The 19,491-nt window shown below is 33.1% G+C and carries 17 protein-coding genes; 5 read left to right on the top strand and 12 right to left on the bottom strand.

What is annotated here, in order from left to right:
- Nucleotides 1-33 precede the first annotated feature (33 nt).
- From EDD62_RS07580 to EDD62_RS07600, 5 genes are all read right to left on the bottom strand, one after another.
- On the bottom strand, nt 34-885 hold the full coding sequence (locus EDD62_RS07580) for an N-acetylglucosaminidase (protein WP_123808279.1): 852 nt from the start codon (nt 883-885) through the stop codon (nt 34-36).
- Nucleotides 886-893: 8 nt separating this feature from the next.
- Nucleotides 894-1,766: a patatin-like phospholipase family protein gene (locus EDD62_RS07585; RefSeq protein WP_249037358.1), complete on the bottom strand. Its 873-nt coding sequence runs from the start codon at nt 1,764-1,766 to the stop codon at nt 894-896.
- Between the two features lie 18 nt (nt 1,767-1,784).
- Nucleotides 1,785-3,221, bottom strand: coding sequence for an FAD/NAD(P)-binding protein (locus EDD62_RS07590; RefSeq protein WP_123808281.1), 1,437 nt, complete (start codon nt 3,219-3,221; stop codon nt 1,785-1,787).
- 169 nt (nt 3,222-3,390) lie between these two features.
- Entirely contained in the window at nt 3,391-3,843 is a 453-nt protein-coding gene (locus tag EDD62_RS07595; protein ID WP_123808284.1) for a DUF6886 family protein, read from the bottom strand.
- A 196-nt stretch (nt 3,844-4,039) separates the two neighbouring features.
- Entirely contained in the window at nt 4,040-4,468 is a 429-nt protein-coding gene (locus EDD62_RS07600; RefSeq protein ID WP_123808287.1) for a VOC family protein, read from the bottom strand.
- Nucleotides 4,469-4,685: 217 nt separating this feature from the next.
- Between EDD62_RS07600 and EDD62_RS07605 the strand changes: the two genes are divergently transcribed.
- A complete protein-coding gene (locus EDD62_RS07605; protein WP_123808290.1) occupies nt 4,686-5,336 on the top strand; it encodes an SDR family oxidoreductase in 651 nt (216 codons plus the stop codon).
- Nucleotides 5,337-5,688: 352 nt separating this feature from the next.
- Here EDD62_RS07605 and EDD62_RS07610 read toward each other — a convergent pair whose 3' ends face one another.
- A complete protein-coding gene (locus EDD62_RS07610) occupies nt 5,689-7,071 on the bottom strand; it encodes a hypothetical protein (protein ID WP_123808293.1) in 1,383 nt (460 codons plus the stop codon).
- 248 nt (nt 7,072-7,319) lie between these two features.
- Between EDD62_RS07610 and EDD62_RS07615 the strand changes: the two genes are divergently transcribed.
- A complete protein-coding gene (locus EDD62_RS07615; protein WP_123808296.1) occupies nt 7,320-8,210 on the top strand; it encodes a fructose bisphosphate aldolase in 891 nt (296 codons plus the stop codon).
- 266 nt (nt 8,211-8,476) lie between these two features.
- Complete coding sequence (locus EDD62_RS07620; protein ID WP_077139844.1) at nt 8,477-8,680, top strand: cold-shock protein; 204 nt, start codon at nt 8,477-8,479, stop codon at nt 8,678-8,680.
- Between the two features lie 64 nt (nt 8,681-8,744).
- Here the strand turns inward: EDD62_RS07620 and nrdG are convergent, their stop codons facing one another.
- Together nrdG and nrdD are read right to left on the bottom strand one after the other, a co-directional pair.
- The gene (gene nrdG / locus EDD62_RS07625) at nt 8,745-9,236 is read right to left on the bottom strand and encodes an anaerobic ribonucleoside-triphosphate reductase activating protein (protein ID WP_123808299.1); all 492 of its coding nucleotides are present in this window, start codon (nt 9,234-9,236) and stop codon (nt 8,745-8,747) included.
- Nucleotides 9,236-11,077 (bottom strand): anaerobic ribonucleoside-triphosphate reductase, encoded by a 1,842-nt coding sequence (gene nrdD, locus EDD62_RS07630; protein ID WP_123808302.1) that lies wholly within the window; start codon nt 11,075-11,077, stop codon nt 9,236-9,238. The genes nrdG and nrdD overlap by 1 nt, the downstream gene beginning before the upstream one ends.
- Nucleotides 11,078-11,389: 312 nt before the next feature.
- On the opposite strand from nrdD, the gene EDD62_RS07635 reads away from it, so the two are divergent.
- A complete protein-coding gene (locus tag EDD62_RS07635) occupies nt 11,390-12,529 on the top strand; it encodes a TIGR04053 family radical SAM/SPASM domain-containing protein (RefSeq protein ID WP_123808305.1) in 1,140 nt (379 codons plus the stop codon).
- A 61-nt stretch (nt 12,530-12,590) separates the two neighbouring features.
- Here the strand turns inward: EDD62_RS07635 and groL are convergent, their stop codons facing one another.
- The gene (gene groL, locus EDD62_RS07640) at nt 12,591-14,219 is read right to left on the bottom strand and encodes a chaperonin GroEL (protein WP_123808308.1); all 1,629 of its coding nucleotides are present in this window, start codon (nt 14,217-14,219) and stop codon (nt 12,591-12,593) included.
- A gap of 20 nt (nt 14,220-14,239) precedes the next feature.
- Complete coding sequence (gene groES, locus EDD62_RS07645) at nt 14,240-14,524, bottom strand: co-chaperone GroES (protein WP_123808311.1); 285 nt, start codon at nt 14,522-14,524, stop codon at nt 14,240-14,242.
- A gap of 203 nt (nt 14,525-14,727) precedes the next feature.
- Here groES and EDD62_RS07650 point away from each other — a divergent pair, with 203 nt between their 5' ends.
- Nucleotides 14,728-15,495 (top strand): CPBP family intramembrane glutamic endopeptidase, encoded by a 768-nt coding sequence (locus EDD62_RS07650; protein WP_123808314.1) that lies wholly within the window; start codon nt 14,728-14,730, stop codon nt 15,493-15,495.
- Nucleotides 15,496-16,125: 630 nt separating this feature from the next.
- Here EDD62_RS07650 and EDD62_RS07655 read toward each other — a convergent pair.
- Complete coding sequence (locus tag EDD62_RS07655; protein WP_123808316.1) at nt 16,126-17,568, bottom strand: phosphate--AMP phosphotransferase; 1,443 nt, start codon at nt 17,566-17,568, stop codon at nt 16,126-16,128.
- A 251-nt stretch (nt 17,569-17,819) separates the two neighbouring features.
- Entirely contained in the window at nt 17,820-19,142 is a 1,323-nt protein-coding gene (locus tag EDD62_RS07660) for an LPXTG cell wall anchor domain-containing protein (protein WP_123808318.1), read from the bottom strand.
- Between the last annotated feature and the right edge of the window lie 349 nt (nt 19,143-19,491).

Raw genomic sequence — 19,491 nt, forward strand, 5'->3', positions numbered from 1 at the left:
TAATTGATGAATGAACAGTTATTGATAATTTACTTATTCATCTTTAAAAACCACTTTCCGAAAATCATTCTCTTCGAGTTCTGTTTCATCAATGAGTTGCTTCATCATTTGACCGATATGAAGTGACCATTTAATATCTGTTGCATATTGATGAGTTGCTGGTTTCTCTGGATTCCAGCGCATTTCATATAATGTGATTTGACCTTGATCAAAATATTCATCTCGAATAAACTTTGCACCACCGTCAATTGCTTTTTCCGGGGATGTCCATGCTTCTTTTTTTGCATGTGCTGTCCCTGAAGAAATTGCAGTAGAATCAAATGCACCAATCCCAAAAAAGTTATAATACGTTTGATTTTCTTCTTTATCTGCAATCCCTTTAGCAAGCTTTGATTGACCATGACCAGTCTCAATTGTTGCGTGTGCGATTAAATACCTCGGATCAACGTTATGTTTTTGCCCTGCTTCATCAAAGTCTTTTGCCAATCCTTTTAATATACCTTTCTTCTTCAAATATTGAGTCGCCTTTTTTATATCAAGTGGACGATATTGATTGATCTTCAAAAGCTGCACAGATGTCGTATCACTTGAAGGTAATTTCATTGCACTTTCAATATCTTTTAGCTCTGCTTTTTCAAATTGATTACCTTCAGTCATCATTGGTTGTGCTTTATCAAGTTGCATTGCAGCATTTTCTTCCAAACTATATTTTGATTGAATCATTGCTTTCTCCTTATCAGACTTTTGCTCAGACAGTACTAATAATATAATCAACGCCATCATAAGTAATAAGAACCAAAGTTCCCATGTATGCAATACTTGTCTTAAAGGCTGTTTTTTTGTTGTGCTTGTATTGGTAGATTTAGATGATGTAATGTGACCCATATATTCCCTCACTTGATATGCTTTTCACTCTGCTCATGTTCGTAAATAAAGTCTAGTAATGTTTTGTGATGTCTCTTTGCATCTTCATAACCTAATTGATACAACTTTAGTAATTTACGTTGATCTTTTTCCATCCGATCTACCTTTAAATCAACAGATGGTTGAATAATATACGCATTATTCGATGTGACCCTTTGTTCTAATGCGTCCAACGTATCATTATAAAGTCGTGCTCTTTTACTAAGTGCTTTATTTACTTCAGGGTAGCGTCTTAGTTTCATTAAATGACGTCTCTCACTTTTACGATAACCAACCGGTCGAGTGAGTATGACAATTTGCTTATCATATCCATCCGTCATCGCTCTTCGATAAGGGATAGGGTCTACAATTCCTCCATCATATAGTGTATAACCTTTGAAATGGACAGGTTGCGTCATAAACGGTAATGCACTACTTGCACGAAGCGCTGTCATAATATCCTCTTTAATGTCCGACTTCTTATAATAGATTGGATGCGCTGTATGTGCATCCGTCGCGACAATGACTAAATCTTCTTCGGATTTTAAGAAAGTGTCCATGTCAAATGGTACGAGCTCGTTAGGAATGGTGTGGTAAATAAAATCCATACCTAGGAACTCTTGATTCTTTATATAATTACCAATCGACAAAAACCGCTTATCTCTAACATAATCTACATTGGCCGTCCGTGTTCGACCGGGTTGTCGTGAAATATAACTTGCCGCAACACTACATCCTGCACTGACACCAATATTATATTTGAAGTATAATGACTGCGTCATGAAATACTCTAATACGCCTGCAGTATACATACCACGAAGTCCACCGCCTTCGAGTACTAATGCTGTATTGTTAACCAACATATTCTCATCCCCCTCAACCTAATTATTCATCCAATGCCTCACAACTTGAGCGGCTTGTTTTTGTAGTATACTTACTGAATTAGACACGTAATTGACACCAGAAGTTGTATGACCGAGCACCATAAATTGATTTAATACTTCCCCATCCGGTTTGATAACACATTGACTACTCGGTTCTACATTAATTCCACCTAATGGATGATCATCGATAACACGTTGTTTATAAAGTTGATGAAGTATATGATCTTCATTTAATGATTCGATATTTAAAATTTGACCTGTAGCATTAATTAATCGATTCACCATTAAATCTTCCTGACTTGAATCAAAATGAATCTTAAACCCTTGTTCAGTCGACTCAATCTGTTCTACATCTTCATATGACTTGATTGAACCTTCTTCAATCTGTTCGATAATCCACGCCGCAACATGTGGCGGCATTGGAGATAGGTCTAATTTAAGTGCATCACCATATTCAGCTAAGAACTTCTTACGATCATCAATGGTCATATGTATCCATATAAAAGAAATAACAGGATTAACCGCTTTAATTAGTGATTGATAACGACCTACTTCATCTAAATGTTCTAAGTCATATTGCAACTCTTCAGTCACTTGACCTTGTTTTCTATGAACTAGTGATTTGTATGGAATTCCATTTAATTCACATTCCTCTATGAACCATTTGATTAGCACATTTAATGGGATTGTTTCATAGTCATCAACATAATTCTTTAAATCTTCCAAAATAAAATATTTCAAACTAACATCTTGCTCATAACCACGTACCGCTGGCATCTCACCACCACGACTCACGATGTGAATATGCTGATTATAACTATTAATAATTAAATACCTCATGATATCAATAGAAGCAAGACCAGAACCTAAGATACCAATATGTTCATCATCGTTAATATTGGTAATATTTTTATTCAATGGATATGGTAAATAATGATAGCCTGGTGTGCCTTGAAGTTCATAAGGATCATGCAACGGTAATGTTCCAATACATAAGAAAAGTGCATCAACGCGATAGATGGCATCGTTGACATTCAAATCAAAGGATCCATCATTATTACGTTCTATACTGTCAACACGTTGATACACTTCGGTAATACCATCACCGATATTGTCATATAACGCTTCGTATTGACTATATAAATATTCACCAAAAAACTTCCTAGGTAAATAATTTAATGATTGATATTGTGGATGATGTAAATTGACATAACTATCAAATGTCAGCGGTGTCGTATGTGCTTTGAAGTTCATATCTTTACGTTCCATATTTAACAATAATGTCTTATCATCATCTTCAAACGGTTCTCCTTTTGCAAAACGAGAAGGTTTATCAAAGATATAAATATCCATTTCTTTAAATAGAGGATAAGAAGCTAACTCATGAAGGACACTGACACCAGATAATCCGAAACCAACAATACCAACTTTCATACAATCACCACAATTCTATTAATTTATGTTTATTCATTTATTTTATTATGTACTTTTATTGCTATAACAAGTATAGACATATAAGAAATTTAATTTTTGTATTGGATATTATTATATGCAGTTATTAATTATATCAATTAATTTTTAAACTCTTTAATAATTTATTTACTTATATTCTATATCGAATAATTGACCATTCACCTTTTGATTTAGCAACTTTCTCAGCTCTTTCTCTGAACGCTTCATTAAATACAAGTTTCACATCAAAAGCACGTTGAGCTCGAACACAATCGGCTACAGTATTCACACTTAATGGTTTAACAACGTCAGTAGAAATATAGTAACCTGCATTTGAGTCAATTTCTTCAAATTGTTCTAGAGGCATTTCATAAATATAAATTTTCTTCTTCAACACTTCTTCTTTATAAGATTTAGGCACATCAATTTGATACGTATTTAATTTGCGGTTAATGACACAAACTCTTGGGCAATCTCTAGGTAACAAATAATTAGGTAAATGATCATCATCCACTGCCCATACAACCTCACGTTTTAATTCATCATGCATTCTCGGCTCAAATTGATCAATATCACTCTGCTCACTCACATGAAATAGTCTCATTGATGTATACCCCTCATTTTGTTTATATTCTATTAATTATATGTATATTATACCTTAATTACTTGTTTTTAAAACTTACAAAAAAGACAATATGGCATATTCGCTATATTGTCTTAACCTTATTTTAAATGCTATTCATTTAATAAATAATCACTATTGTTCTATCACTGGTCATCATTAGTAGTCTAAAACAATTTTAATTACCATTAAACATCCAATGAATACCATACTTATCTTTTACAGCACCAAACTCTCCACCCCAAAATTGAACGTCTAGTTCTGCAACAACGATCGAATTAGTATCGCCTGCTACTTTTTTGAATAATTGTTTCACCGCTTCGCTATTTTCTTTATCGGTCTTGTCATAAGACAACGATAGTTTCATTGCATCTGTAAATTCAGCATCATCACCAAATCGATCCGCAGCATAAAGCTTATGACCTAAAATTTCGAACTCCGCATGCATCGTACTGTTATCCGCATCACTTTGCTCAACACCAAAATGTTCTGCCTGTTCCGCTGATACAGGCATGCGGTTAATGTTTTTTGCTCCGAATAGACTTTCGTAATATTCTAAAGCTTCTTTCGTGTTTTCAAAAGTTAAATATGGAATTAATTGTGTCATTTAAATCCTTCTTTCTTTGTAATTATATTATTTACTTATACTTATTAATATACTCATTAAGATAGATTTAAACAAAATATAAATCTTAATAGTTTATATATGTAGATGTACTCATCTTTCAAGCTTCTAGTCTCTACTGACTTTTATAAGCCATATATTTCACACAAAATCATTCCATTGTTACACTTAAAATAACTAATCGATAAGGAGTGTTCATATGAATATATTAATCGTAGGTGCAAATGGACAAGTTGCGAAACAACTTGTTCATAAAATGAAGGACGAAGGTAAGCATAATCCAATCGCTATGGTTAGACGTGAAGACCAGATAGAACAATTTAACTCAATCGGAGTTGAGACGAGATTGATTGATTTAATGGACAACCAACAAACCATTGAAGATGGTTTGAACAATATCGATTCAATCGTATTCTCGGCTGGTTCTGGTGGTCATACTGGTGCGGATCAAACCATGTTTATTGATTTAGATGGTGCGGTTAAAGTAATAGAAGCTGCTAAATCAAAAAATATTAAGCGATTCATTATGGTTTCATCATTTGATACAACACGTAAGGCGATAGAAGAAGCCCCTGAATCGTTCAGACCGTATGTCATTGCAAAGCACTATGCGGATATTTGGTTAAGAGGATCAGGACTAGACTATACAATTGTTCATCCTGGTAAACTTGAAAACACACCGAGTACTGGTAAAGTAAACTTAGCCGAACAGGTTGAATTAGGTTCTATTTCAAGAGAAGCAGTTGCAGATGTGTTGTTACAAGTAATTAACAACGATAATACCATCGGTAAGGAATTTCAAATTATAGACGGTGATGAGGATATTATAGAAGCGGTTCAAAACTATTAATTTGTTATAATAGAAAGATGTTTGGACATTACAAGATAAATATTCTATTTATTTTTAACTAGATAAGAAAATACTATTTAGTGACTTCGATTCTTTTTCTGCAATCAGAATAAATCGTAAATACTCTGAATACCACAGGAAAATCAATCAAAATCAGCCTCGTATTCAGAGTAAATCGTAAATACTCTGAATACCACAGGAAAATCAATCAAAATCAACCTCGTATTCAGAGAAAATCACAAATACTCTGATTACGACAAGAAATACAAAGAGTCTAGGCATAAGTAATTCATTTTTTATAACTCTTTTTTGAGCTTATTGAACTACTTTTATCCTAGACTCTTTTAAAATTTTATTCCCCTTGATATTCGTGTTCATTGTTGTAAGGCCAGATATGTCTATTAATACTTTCTTTAAACAGTTTGAGTACTTCTGCATCATCAATTGGCTTAAACAACATGTCTCTCCCATGTCTATCAATTTTTATATTCGGTTTTGCATACGTACCTGCCGCAATATTATCTTGATTGAATGTAGCTTTATACACTTTACCATTATCAGCAAATACATATTTCTCCATTTCAGTTTCTGGTTTCACTTCATTACCATATGCTTCAGCAGTTGAAAGATTAGAAATTGGATCTTGAGTTAAGTCGACTACCCCATCATTCGGTGTATAAGCAGTAAAGTAAAATAAAGCATGAATATCATATCCATCATACCCTGGTGAATCTTGAGTTGCTATCATAATTTCACCATCACTAGACTTAATGTATGTGTCACCACCACCATGATTCCCAAAGAAAAAGGTCCTACTTGTAATCATCTTATCATTGCCAATGACTTTCGGAATGTAACCCATTGTTTTAAATTCATCCTTTATTTGTTGACCAATACTTGAATCCATATTACTATAATTCAATGCAAATTCACTTGCATCTAATGTTGTTGAATTTACTGTTAGAAACATTGTACTATTTATTGGTACCTTTTCCATTCTTATTTTTTCACCATCAAAATTCATCACTAACATTTCATTTTGAAGAGGATTTTCATGAAAATATAAAACTTTACCCGTTTGATCAGTAGTATTACTAATAATTCTGTGGAATGGATCGCCATACTTTTCACGAATTTCTTTTTCGCCATATTCATCGTTATGGATATCCGCTATTCCAACTTTAGCAACTTCACCTTTTTTCTCATCAGGTAAAACTACCAATTCATTAAACTCAAATGTTGGTCCAATACCAATTAGACCTCCACGTCTACTTGTCACTTCATACTTATTCTCTATTTCACTCATAGGAAGTCCATTTTTAAATTTGCCAAACCCTTCAGTGTTAACATCTAACGCTGATTTGATAAAGTTTTCATCCATTATATCTATTGAACCATCTTCAGATATCCAACTCACATCTCCACTTAACGAGTTACTATTATTAGATGTATCTTCTTCTGACTCTTCAGTTACTTCATCCTCAGAACCTTCATTATCTTCAACTGCTGCTATTTCTTCAGTAGAATTTTCCTGTTCATCACCTTCTGCTTTCTTAGCTTTTGACTCTTCTGTTGTTTCTTCTTCATTAGAATTCTCTTGTGATGATTGTTCATTCTCATTCACTTCTTTATCTTCAACTACTTCTGTTGAATTTTCGTTATTATCTTCTGATGAACTTTGACATGCTGACAGTAACAAACAACTAGTAATAGAAACTATGTATATTTTTTTCATTATTTACCTCCCTATTGATATACATTTATTTTAACATTCGACAAATAACAATTGTTTAATTTTTTGTAAATTTTTAACTCATATATATATATATATATATATATATATATAAATTTATATGATAAAGCTAAATGTTTGTAAAAAAATTCACAAAAGAGACACCAATATAAAGGTTAAACGATTGTATATACCGAGTAACTATTATAAAATATAAGTGGATTAAATATAAATTCAAAGGAGAGTTGTTCATGCATAAAGAACACTTAGAAATCGCAAAAAATGGTAAAGGATTTATCGCTGCATTAGACCAATCAGGTGGTTCAACACCTAAAGCATTGAAATCTTATGGTGTAGACGAAAGTGAATACTCAAATGAACAAGAAATGTTCGATTTAGTTCACGAAATGCGTTCACGTATTATTACATCACCAGCATTCACTTCAGATAAAGTCGTTGGTGCTATTCTTTTCGAACGTACTATGGATTCAAAAATCGACGGTAAATACACTGCTGATTATTTATCAGATATTGGTGTTGTACCGTACTTAAAAGTAGACAAAGGGTTAGCTGATCTTGAAAATGGTGTTCAACTGATGAATCCTATGCCTGAATTAGATGCATTATTAGACCGCGCTGTTGAGCGTAACATCTTTGGTACTAAAATGCGTTCTAACATTATGGAATTAAATGAAGAAGGTATTAAAGAAGTTGTTAAGCAACAATTTGAAGTCGGTAAACAAATCATTGCTAAAGGCTTAGTTCCAATTATCGAGCCAGAAGTAAATATCGACGCAAAAGATAAAGAACAAATTGAAGAAGTACTTAAAAATGAAATCTTAAAAGAATTAGATCAATTATCAGAAGAACAACCAGTAATGTTAAAATTAACGATCCCTACTAAACCTAATGCATACAAAGAATTAGTAGATCACCCACGTGTAGTTCGTGTAGTTGCTTTATCTGGTGGATACTCTAGAGAAGATGCTAATGAAAAACTTGCTCAAAACGAAGGTGTCATTGCAAGCTTCTCACGTGCATTAATCAATGATTTACGTAAATCTCAATCTGATGAAGAATTTAACAAAAACTTACAAGATACAATCGATTCTATCTACGATGCATCTGTAAATAAAAAATAATTTTCTCTCATAAACAAGTGATGCGACAGCCTTTTGGCTTGCATCGCTTGTATTATTTTAAAATATTTGTTGTTTTTACTAGACAAAGGTCATCTATCAGTGTACAATTGGTTTATAAGATCAATAACTACAAAGAACAACTAATTCACATATTACAAAAAGTAATCGTGTTCGTGTAATTGTTCGGTACTTTTTGTAATATGTGAATTTTTTTAGTATTTAGTAAGGCAAGGTTTTATAATAATTTATATGGAGGTCATTATATTATGACACAACAAGGTACAGTAAAATGGTTTAACGCAGACAAAGGTTTTGGATTCATCGAAGTTGAAGGTGGAGACGATGTATTCGCTCACTTCTCAGCAATTCAAGGTGAAGGTTACAAAACTTTAGAAGAAGGACAAGCTGTTGAATTCGAAATCGAAGAAGGCCAACGTGGACCTCAAGCAGCTAACATCGTTAAATTATAATATAATTTAAATGAAACCTTAAAAAAGGCACTGACTTAGTCAGTGCCTTTTTTGTTTTGCCTATTTATTGTTGGTTTGATAAATAATGTATTCTCTGATTATGCGACCCTCTAAATTTCAAAGACAAATCTTTTAAATAATTAACAAATGGTCCATCTACTAATACGTCAATTTGATCTAATACATCCTTTAAATCAGGATCTCGTTCGATATACTCTCTCATATAACCAGACCACATCCAAATATCTTTTTCCTGACCAAATTCTTTTCTTACTCTTTTTATAAGGGGATTTACAATAATTAAGTTTTGTAATGGCTCCCCTCCTAAGATTGATACCCCTTGAATATAAGGTTTCCTTAAATAATTAATTATCTCATCAAGTACTAATTCATCGAACTGACGTCCTTTATTAAAACCCCAAATGCTTGCATTAAAGCAATCTTTGCAATGAAAAGTACATCCTGATACATATACGCTCACTCTAATCCCTTCCCCATCCGTATATACTTCAGGCATCACTCTGGCGATATACCCTTGTCCATCATACTTAGACATCACTTATTCTCCATATGCTTCACACGATTTGATATTTCTTTATGTCGCCCATTTACCATAGGACGCTTTAATGGATTACCTAGATAACCACATGTTCTTTTGACGACATCTGTCGTGTCAGGATTCGTATTATTGCAGTTGGGACATTTAAAACCTTTCTCAGTCGGTGTAAAGTCACCTTCAAATTCACATTCATAGCAATGATCTATCGGTGTATTTGTCCCTAAATATCCTATTTTGTCGTAAGCATAATCCCACACTGTCTCTAGCGCTTTTGGATTATGTTTTAAGGTTGGATATTCCGCATAATGAATAAATCCACCTGTAGAATATTTAGCAAACCTTTTTTCGAAGTCCAATTTTTCAAAAGGTGATACTTTCTTTCTAACATCGTAGTGAAAGGAGTTTGTGTAATATTCTTTATCCGTCACATGTTCTATATACCCAAATCGTTCCATGTCAAGTTTTGCAAAACGATCTGTTAAAGATTCGCTCGGTGTACCATACACGCTAAATTGTACATTGTATTCATTAGATAGGTTCAACGCATATTGATGTATATGTTTTAAGATGTTTTCAACGTGATCAATTGCTTCGTCATCTGCCTCCCATTGGGGATGATACAACAACGTTCCAACTTCATATAGTCCAATATAACCTATGCTAATAGTTGAGCGCTTATTGTAAAATAATGCCTCAACCTCTTTATTATCTTTAAATTTTTTACCGAAAGCACCATGTTCATATAAGATGGGTGCATTCTTGATCTCAACCTCTTTTAATCGCTCTATTCGGTAAAGACATGCATCTTTAATGATATCTAATTTTGCATCCAATATATTCATAAATACATCAAGATCACCTTTTGATTCAATCGCAATTCTCGGTAAATTGAGTGTCACTACACCCATATTAAATCGCCCATTATTGATATATTCGCCATGTTCCTCATACGCATTTAAGAAGCTCCGGCACCCCATTGGCACTTTGAAGTCACCGATCATTTCAGACAATGCCTTATAGTTCAATACATCAGGATACATCCGTTTGATACTGCATTGTAAAGCCAATTGCTTCACATTATAGTTTGGATCATTAGGTTTTAAATTAACACCTTCTTTTAAACTAAAAACAAGTTTTGGAAAAATTGCAGTTGTTCCATCTCTCCCAAGTCCTTTAATACGAGTATTTAATATCGCGCGTTGGATTAATACACTATATTGATCAGTCCCTAATCCAAAGCCAAATGTGACGAACGGTGTTTGTCCATTCGATGTATACAGAGTATTCACTTCATATTCGAGAGATTGGATTGCGTCATTAATATCTTTCTCTACGTTTTGTTTTATATATTCATCTCGTCGTGCTTCAGCAATAAATTGATTTGCAACGATTCTATGTTTCTCTTCATTTAATTGTGCATATGTACTTAATACCTCATCGATTCGATCGACCGAGCAACCACCATATTGACTACTTGCGACATTAGCAATAATTTGTGAAATTTGTGCTGCTGCCGTTTGAATCGATTTAGGAGGCTCTACTACTGCATTTCCTATTTGAAATCCATGCTTTAGCATGCCTTCGATATCAATTAAACAACAATTTGTCATCGGCATATACGGATGATAATCTAGATCATGGAAATGAATATCACCATTCAAATGAGCTTTTCTAACATGCTCAGGTAACATCTCTAATCCAATATGCTTTGCAACCGTTCCTGCTGTTAAATCACGTAATGTATTAAACACATTAGCGTCTTTATTCGCATTTTCATTAACTATCGATTCTTCCCTTTGGACAAGTTGTTGCAATTTATCTTCTAATTGATGATGCATAGAATATACCCCATTCCTTTATATAGTGTTTACAATTTAAATTTAACACTATATATAGCGTTTTCAAGTGTATTACTAAAGCTTTAATAAATCGTCACATCAGAATAATTATTTTAAAAAAGACAAAACCATACATATCAATATACTTTTATGCTTTTTATAATATATTTATTATGAACCTTATTTTATAATCGTGATATTTATCACAACTGAATATCAAATAACACGATACAATGACATTATTCAATAAATTATTTCATACTACCAATAAAGTTGTAAAATAAATATATGATTAAATAAAGGATGATGACGATGCAATTCAATATGAACTACGATGAAAATCCATTTATTGTAATATGGGAGTTAACACGTGCTTGTGAATTAAAATGTTTACACTGTCGTGCAGAAGCTCAATTTAGAAGAGATCCGAGAGAACTATCATTCGAGCAAGGTAAAGCTTTAATTGATGATATTAAAACAATGGGTAATGCGATGTTAGTCTTTACGGGTGGCGATCCTTTGATGAGACCTGATGTCTTTGATATAGCCAAATATGCCATAGACAAAGGTGTACGTGTTTCAATGACGCCATCAGCAACACCTAATGTGACAAAAGAAGCAATGCAAACTGCTAAAGATATCGGCTTATCACGTTGGGCATTCAGCTTAGACGGTCCTACTGCTGAAATTCACGATCATTTCAGAGGAACGAGTGGATCATTTGACCTGACAATGAATGCTATTAACTACTTAAATGAACTTGAGATGCCATTACAAATTAACACGGTTGTATCTAACTACAATTTAGACACACTCGATGAAATGGCTGCACTCGTGAAAGAGCTGAATTGTGTATTGTGGAGTGTCTTCTTCTTAGTACCAACTGGACGTGGTCAAACGAAAGATATGATTAGTCCCGCAGAGCATGAAAGAGTCTTCAGATGGTTGTATCAATTGTCGAAAGAAGTAGACTTCGATATTAAAACAACCGCTGCACAACATTTTCGTCGAGTTGTCATTCAGTCTAAACAACGTGAACATAAAAAAGAAGGTCATGATGAAGTTCCAATCCAATACCAACAAGCATTAATGAATGGTACAACTGGAACAATTGATGGTTTAGGCAGAGCGCCTAAAGGTGTGAATGACGGGAATGGATTTATCTTCGTCTCACATACTGGTGATGTCTATCCAAGTGGATTGTTGCCTGTCAAAGTCGGCAGTGTAAAAGAAGAGAAACTATCTGAAATATATCGTAACTCACCAATTCTAAAAGACTTAAGAAATCCAGATAAATATAAAGGTAAATGTGGAGTATGTGAGTTTAGAAATGTATGCGGAGGATCTAGATCAAGAGCTTACGCAATGACGGGTGATTACATGGAAAGCGAACCATATTGCGTCTATATTCCAGAAGTGTTAAGAAAGAAAAAGAAGAAAAGAATTTCATGAAATAAAACAGCGCGTAAACAATTTTACGCGCTGTTTTAATTCTATAAATGAAGATAAATAATTACATCATTCCAGGCATGCCCATGCCGCCCATTCCTGCGCCAGCATCTTGACTATTTTCTTCAGGAATATCTGCTACAACCGCTTCTGTTGTTAAGAACATTGATGCAATACTTCCTGCATTTTGTAATGCAGAACGTGTTACTTTCGTTGGATCAACAATACCTGATTTAATCATATTGACCCATTCACCTGTTGCTGCATTATATCCAACACCAACATCTTCTGACTTCAAGCGTTCTACAATTACGCTTCCTTCAAGTCCAGCATTCTCAACTATTTGACGAATTGGTGCTTCTAAAGCTTTCAGCACAATGTGTTGACCTGTCGCTTCATCACCTTCTAATTGTAATGATTCAACTTCTTTATATACATTGATTAATGCTGTTCCTCCACCTGCAACAATGCCTTCTTCAACAGCTGCTCTTGTAGAGTTCAATGCGTCTTCAATACGGAGTTTACGTTCTTTCATTTCAGTTTCTGTTGCAGCACCAACTTTAATGACTGCAACTCCTCCTGCTAACTTAGCAAGGCGCTCTTGTAACTTTTCACGATCAAATGATGAATCTGTTTCTTCAATTTGTGCTTTAATGACACTAATACGATTCTCAATCTCTTCAGTACTTCCAGCACCTTCCACAATTGTTGTACTGTCTTTCGTCACATTAACTTTCTGTGCTGTTCCTAACATATCTTGTGTTGCATTCTTTATATCGATACCTAAATCATCTGTAATCACTTGACCACCTGTTAACGTTGCGATATCTGCTAACATCTCTTTACGACGGTCACCAAATCCAGGCGCTTTAACAGCAACAGCAGTAAATGTTCCACGAATTTTATTCAACACGATATTCGTCATCGCATCACCTTCTACATCGTCAGCGATAATTAAAATTGGGCGACTTTGTTGAACGATTGATTCTAATAACGGTAAGATATCTTGGAAGCTTGAGATTTTTTTATCCGTAATCAGGATATATGGATTTTCAAGTTCTGCTTCCATCTTTTCATTATCAGTTACCATGTAAGGTGATGCATATCCTCTATCAAATTGCATACCTTCTACAACTTCTAATTCTGTTTCAAGCCCACGTGACTCTTCAATGGTAATAACACCATCATTACCAACTTTCTCCATTGCATCGGCGATATAGCGACCTACTTCTTCATCAGCAGCTGAAATTGCACCAACTTGCGCAATCGCTTCTTTATCTTTTACTTCTTCTGATATTTCTTTTAATTGTGCTACAGCTTTCTCGACGCTCTTACCAATTCCAGAACGAATTCCAACTGGATTTGCACCACTTGTTACGTTTTTTAATCCTTCTTGAATCATAGCTTGTGCTAGAACAGTTGCAGTTGTTGTTCCATCACCTGCAATTTCATTTGTCTTATTAGCTACTTCAGCGACAAGTTTTGCCCCCATATTTTCAAACTTATCTTCTAATTCGATTTCTTTAGCAATCGTGACACCATCATTTGTAATGAGTGGAGCTGTATATGGTTTATCTAATACGACATTTCGTCCTTTAGGTCCTAATGTCACTTTCACTGCATTTGCAAGCTTATCAACACCTTTTAACATTGATTGACGAGCATCTTCTGAAAATTTAAGATCTTTAGCCATAATAAGATTCCTCCTTGTAGTTATTCAATAACCGCTAATACTTCATCAGCATCTAAAATTAAATATTCTTTATCATTTTGTTTTACTTCAGTCCCAGAAAATTTACCAAACACAACACGCTCTCCAACATTTACTTCGATTGGAGCTCGCTCTCCATTGTCTAACAAACGTCCATTACCAATTGCAACAACCGTTCCTTCTGCTGGTTTCTCAGTCGCTGATTCAGTCAGAATTATTCCGCTTTTTGTTTTAGTTTCTTCTTCTGTACGTTCTACGACAATTTTATGACCTATAGGTTTTAACATTGTAAATCCTCCCTTATTTAGTATTTTTTTATTATAAATATTATCAAATGTATTAGCACTCTATACATTTGATTGCTAATACATTTATTATATTAATCAAAGTTGGTCAAAATTGCAACTATTTTGTTCTTGTTTTTTTAAAAATTTAATCCATGATATAATAGGTCCATTGAATGAATTAATTAGAATAGGAGCATTATTAAATGAATCAGAAAGCACGTTGGATCAAACACATTAGTATCATCGTCTTATATATTATGGCACAACTTATTGTACTGCCAGTTGCGTTAGTATATATGATTATGAATCAAGGTCAAGTTGATGAAGAAGCCGTAACAAGAATATCATTGATTGCAAATATTATCGGATTTGTTATTGCTTTAATCATTATAGGTATTTTATTCATAAAGATTAAAGCACCCTTTGACTTCGAACTGAAGTATAGACAACCTTGGCTCGTGTCACTTGGGTGGTTAGTATTTGGAGTTGTCTTTGCTTATATTACACAAATCATTACTTCAATCATTAATACACAAGTACTCAAAAATCCAATGCAATCCGAGAATACGATGGAAATTATGGAAATCGCTTTTCAATATCCTTTCTTTATATTAATTGTTGCAATTTTAGGGCCAATTCTTGAAGAACTCGTATTTCGTAAAGTATTATTTGGTGAAATTTTCAATGCGTTAAAAATTAATAAATACGTTGCATTTACCATTGCCTTTTTAATTAGTGGATTTATTTTTGCAATCGCACATATGGACTTCACACACATTATCATTTATTTAGGTATGTCATTTGTATTCTCATTAATCTATGTCATGACAGGCCGAATTATTGTACCTATTATTGCACATGCTTTAATGAATACTATTGTAGTGATTTTACAATTTACATTTAAAGATACGATTAAAGATTTAGAACAATTCCAAGAATTATCAAATCTAATATTCTATTTCTTTATTTAATAAATCCTAATTTGATTAAAAAAGGTGTGCATCATTACTTTAATTACAATAGAGTCTGGGACGTAAGTAAACCGCACAATAAAAATAGCGATAAAATTTGATGAGGATCAAATTTTATCGCTATTTCTTTTATTTTATTAAAGATTTAACTACTTGCAGTAACTAATTTTCTTATACTTTCGGCTTTTAACTCATGAACCATATCACTCTTCCGTTTGGGATTTTGATTCATTTCCTTTCTGTATTCAGGGTATTTTTGATTTACTCTGAATACCAGCCTATTTTTCGACCATTTCTCTCTCGTATTCAGAGTATTTTCGATTTACTCTGAATACCAACCTATTTTTGACCCATTTCTCTCTCGTATTCAGAGTATTTTCGATTTACTCTGAATACCAACCTATTTTTGACCCATTTCTCTCTCGTATTCAGAGTATTTTCGATTTACTCTGAATACAGAAAAAGAGTTGAAGTTTTTAGGTATAATTAGGTTCGATTTCACAATTTTTTTGAATAGAATATCTGTGAACAGTGGTCAATTAAGATGTTATATATTATATTTTTATACATAATGACACTTCCTTTATTATAAATACTTACATTATAAAGTAGTGTCTTTGTATTTCTTCTTTAATATCTTTCCACACCAAATAAACGTTTTTCACATGCTTTAATAATTTCTTTCAGTGCATAAATTCTTGCATATTTCTTTTGATTTCCTGGGACAACATGCCATGGTGCATAATCTGTAGAGGTTTTATTGATCATATCTTCACTTGCTTCAATATATAAATCCCAATTCTCTCGATTACGCCAATCCTCTTCAGTTATCTTCCATTGCTTATGCTCGTCTTCCTGTCGATCTTCAAAACGTTCTTGTTGTTCATCTTTATCAATTGTAATAAAAAATTTCATAATAATCGCACCATCATCTGATAACATTTTTTCATATTGATTAATTTCGTCATAAGCGCGTTTCCATTCATTAACTGAAGCGAATCCTTCAACACGCTCAACTAAAACCCGTCCATACCAACTACGATCAAAGAATTCTATATGACCGCTTCGTGGCATATCTGTAGCAAATCTCCATAAGTAGTGATGGTCTAACTCAACATCAGTCGGTGCACTAATTGCATTGATTTTGTATCCTGTCGGATCCAATTCTTTGCGTATCCGTTTAATATTTCCACCCTTACCTGCTGCATCAATGCCTTCATAGACTAATACAAGCGGAATCTTTCTTTCATACAGCGCGTATTGCAATTCACGCATGCGATGTTGGAGCTTAGGTAATATTTCATTGTAATCTTCTTTATCAATTTTCTCTTTATTATTCGTTAAAATTTCTGCTTTATAATCTTTTGTGAAGTCACCATCGACTTCACGTTTTTCATCTTTTTTAGATTTTCGTTTTAACGCATCTTCCAATGCTTCAATAATGATTTCATACATTTCTTCAACGGTTTCTTCACGTTCTGTATAATCAATTTTATGCCAAGGGCTAAGTTTACTATCTGTTTTCTTCATGAGTTTATCCATAGTTTCTTTATATACACTCTCATCAATCGCTTGCTCATATTCTTCTGCTTTCCATTTTGTCAGAGGGTTCTTCTTTGTTTTTTCGATATGTTCTTTTCGTTTATCATCATCAATGTTTAAATAAAACTTAATAATTTCATAATCATCTTCAATCAACATCTCTTCAAAATGTTTAATTTGCTCGATTAACACATCATAATCTTCATAAACAGATTTCTTTAGACGGTTTTCTTTATATTGAATAAACTGGGCATACCAGCTTCTAAAATATAAATTAAAACTTCCACGCTTTGGTAACGTCTTCCAATATGAATATAAAAATGGATACCTTAAATCATCTTCGGAGGGCATTTTAGTCGCAATAAATTCAGTATACTTAGCATCTAACTTCATATATAATTCATTAGATAAACGTGACTTACCAGATGCAACAGGTCCTTCAAATAAAATCATCACAGGTATTTTCTTTTCATTGATTTCTCGTGATAACTCACCAAGCTTATTTTCTAACTTCTCTATTTTACTCGACATTTCCTCTCACCTCTCCAAACCTTACAATAATTAATCATAATTAAGAGTACTTTTGTTATATGTCTTATAATTATAGTATAAAACTCAATACTTTATAAAGTTAAAGCACTAAAGACTTTAGAATTATAAATACAATTATAAAAATAAAAAGATATCTGCATTACACAGATATCTAGAAAGCACGATATATTAATATTTTAAAGTGATTAAATTCAATAACTATAAAATTCTTTCATCGATTCATAATAATTTTAAGTACGTCTCTTTGAAAAAATTAACACAAACGCACCAATCATCGAAATTAATAATCCAATCAATACATTCAATGATGTCTGAGATTCACCTGTTCTTGGCAATTCATCAGAAGGTGCTTCCTCAAGTTGTACATCTTGCATTTGTTGTTTGATGATTTTTTTCTCCTCATCAGAACTCTCTTTATATTGTTTTACTAACTCTTTGAACTCTTCTGTAGATTCAACTGCTTCTTCTTTCGTATCTTCATCTAGTGAAATATTCTCTATGTCCCCCAACGTTAAACTTTCAGTAACACTTGTAACGACTTCATTATCTATACTAGAATATAACTTCTCAATTTCCATAGGATTGAAACTTTCATTCAATGACTTAATCAAGTCTGATAATTTCTTAGTTTGTTCATTCAATGATTTAATATTATTTAATGGATCTTCAGTTTTTGAAACACCATCATCTGATGGATCCTCATCAGTCGTTGGATTATCCGTTACTGGCTCATCTGTTGAAGGTTCGCTCGTTGTCGGCTCATTCGTCGTTGGTTCATTCGTTGGTTCGTTTGTCGGTTCATTTGTTGGTTCATTTGTTGGTTCGTTTGTCGGTTCATTCGTTGGTTCGTTTGTCGGTTCATTCGTTGGTTCGTTTGTCGGCTCATTCGTTGGTTCGTTTGTCGGTTCATTCGTCGGTTCGTTTGTCGGCTCATTCGTTGGTTCGTTTGTCGGTTCATTTGTTGGTTCGTTTGTCGGTTCATTCGTTGGTTCATTTGTTGTTGGTTCTTCAGTGGGCTCTTGATTTGACCCATTATTAGAAGGTGGATTTGTATCTATATCGGCTGAAGGTTTTTCATTGCTATTATAATCATCATTTGACGATGTATTCTCATTTTCATTTATAGGTGGGGTTAATACTTCATCACTTGTTTGATTCATTTCTGGGACCAAATCTTCAGACTTTATTTCTGATGAATCTGATGTTGTATTCATTTCGTCAGTAGAAGGTTCACTTAAAACTTCATCAGTGATTGCTTCATTTGTTGTATCTTCATCAACTGGTTCAACGGTCATTGTTTCTTCTTGCGTTACTGTTTCAGTAGTATTGGTTGATTCAACAGTAGATGTTTCTTTTTCTTCACTACTGGATACAGTCTCCTCATTATCAATGCTGTTACTTAATTCTGTTGTGACCTCTGTCGTTTCAACAGAATCGACATGACCTGTTTGTACTTCTTCGGTACTAGCATACAAATCTTCATTATGGATTGGATGAATAAATACAGCTGAAGAAAGAAAAGATACAGTTAAAATTTTATAATATTTATTCATATGCTCAATTCCTTTATCTCTTATTTCTTTAGTATACAGTGACTAGATTAAAATTTTATAATAAGACAATTCATATTTATTAACTATTTATATAAATCTTTAAGTATAAATAATATATTGTTATTTAAAATAGTTAATATTAACAAAATAAAATTTATAACAGAATAAAAATTATAAAAAGTTACACATTAATTTGATTAAGTACAATAATCAATATATACTTAGTTTATATTTCTTATTATAATAAACAAAAGTTGTAATATCTATACATATAGTTTATTGTTACAAACATTTAATAAAATACATATATCGTAATATTATAGTAAAGTAAAATATCTTTCATATATAC

This window comes from Abyssicoccus albus, from assembly GCF_003815035.1.
Classification (GTDB): domain Bacteria; phylum Bacillota; class Bacilli; order Staphylococcales; family Abyssicoccaceae; genus Abyssicoccus; species Abyssicoccus albus.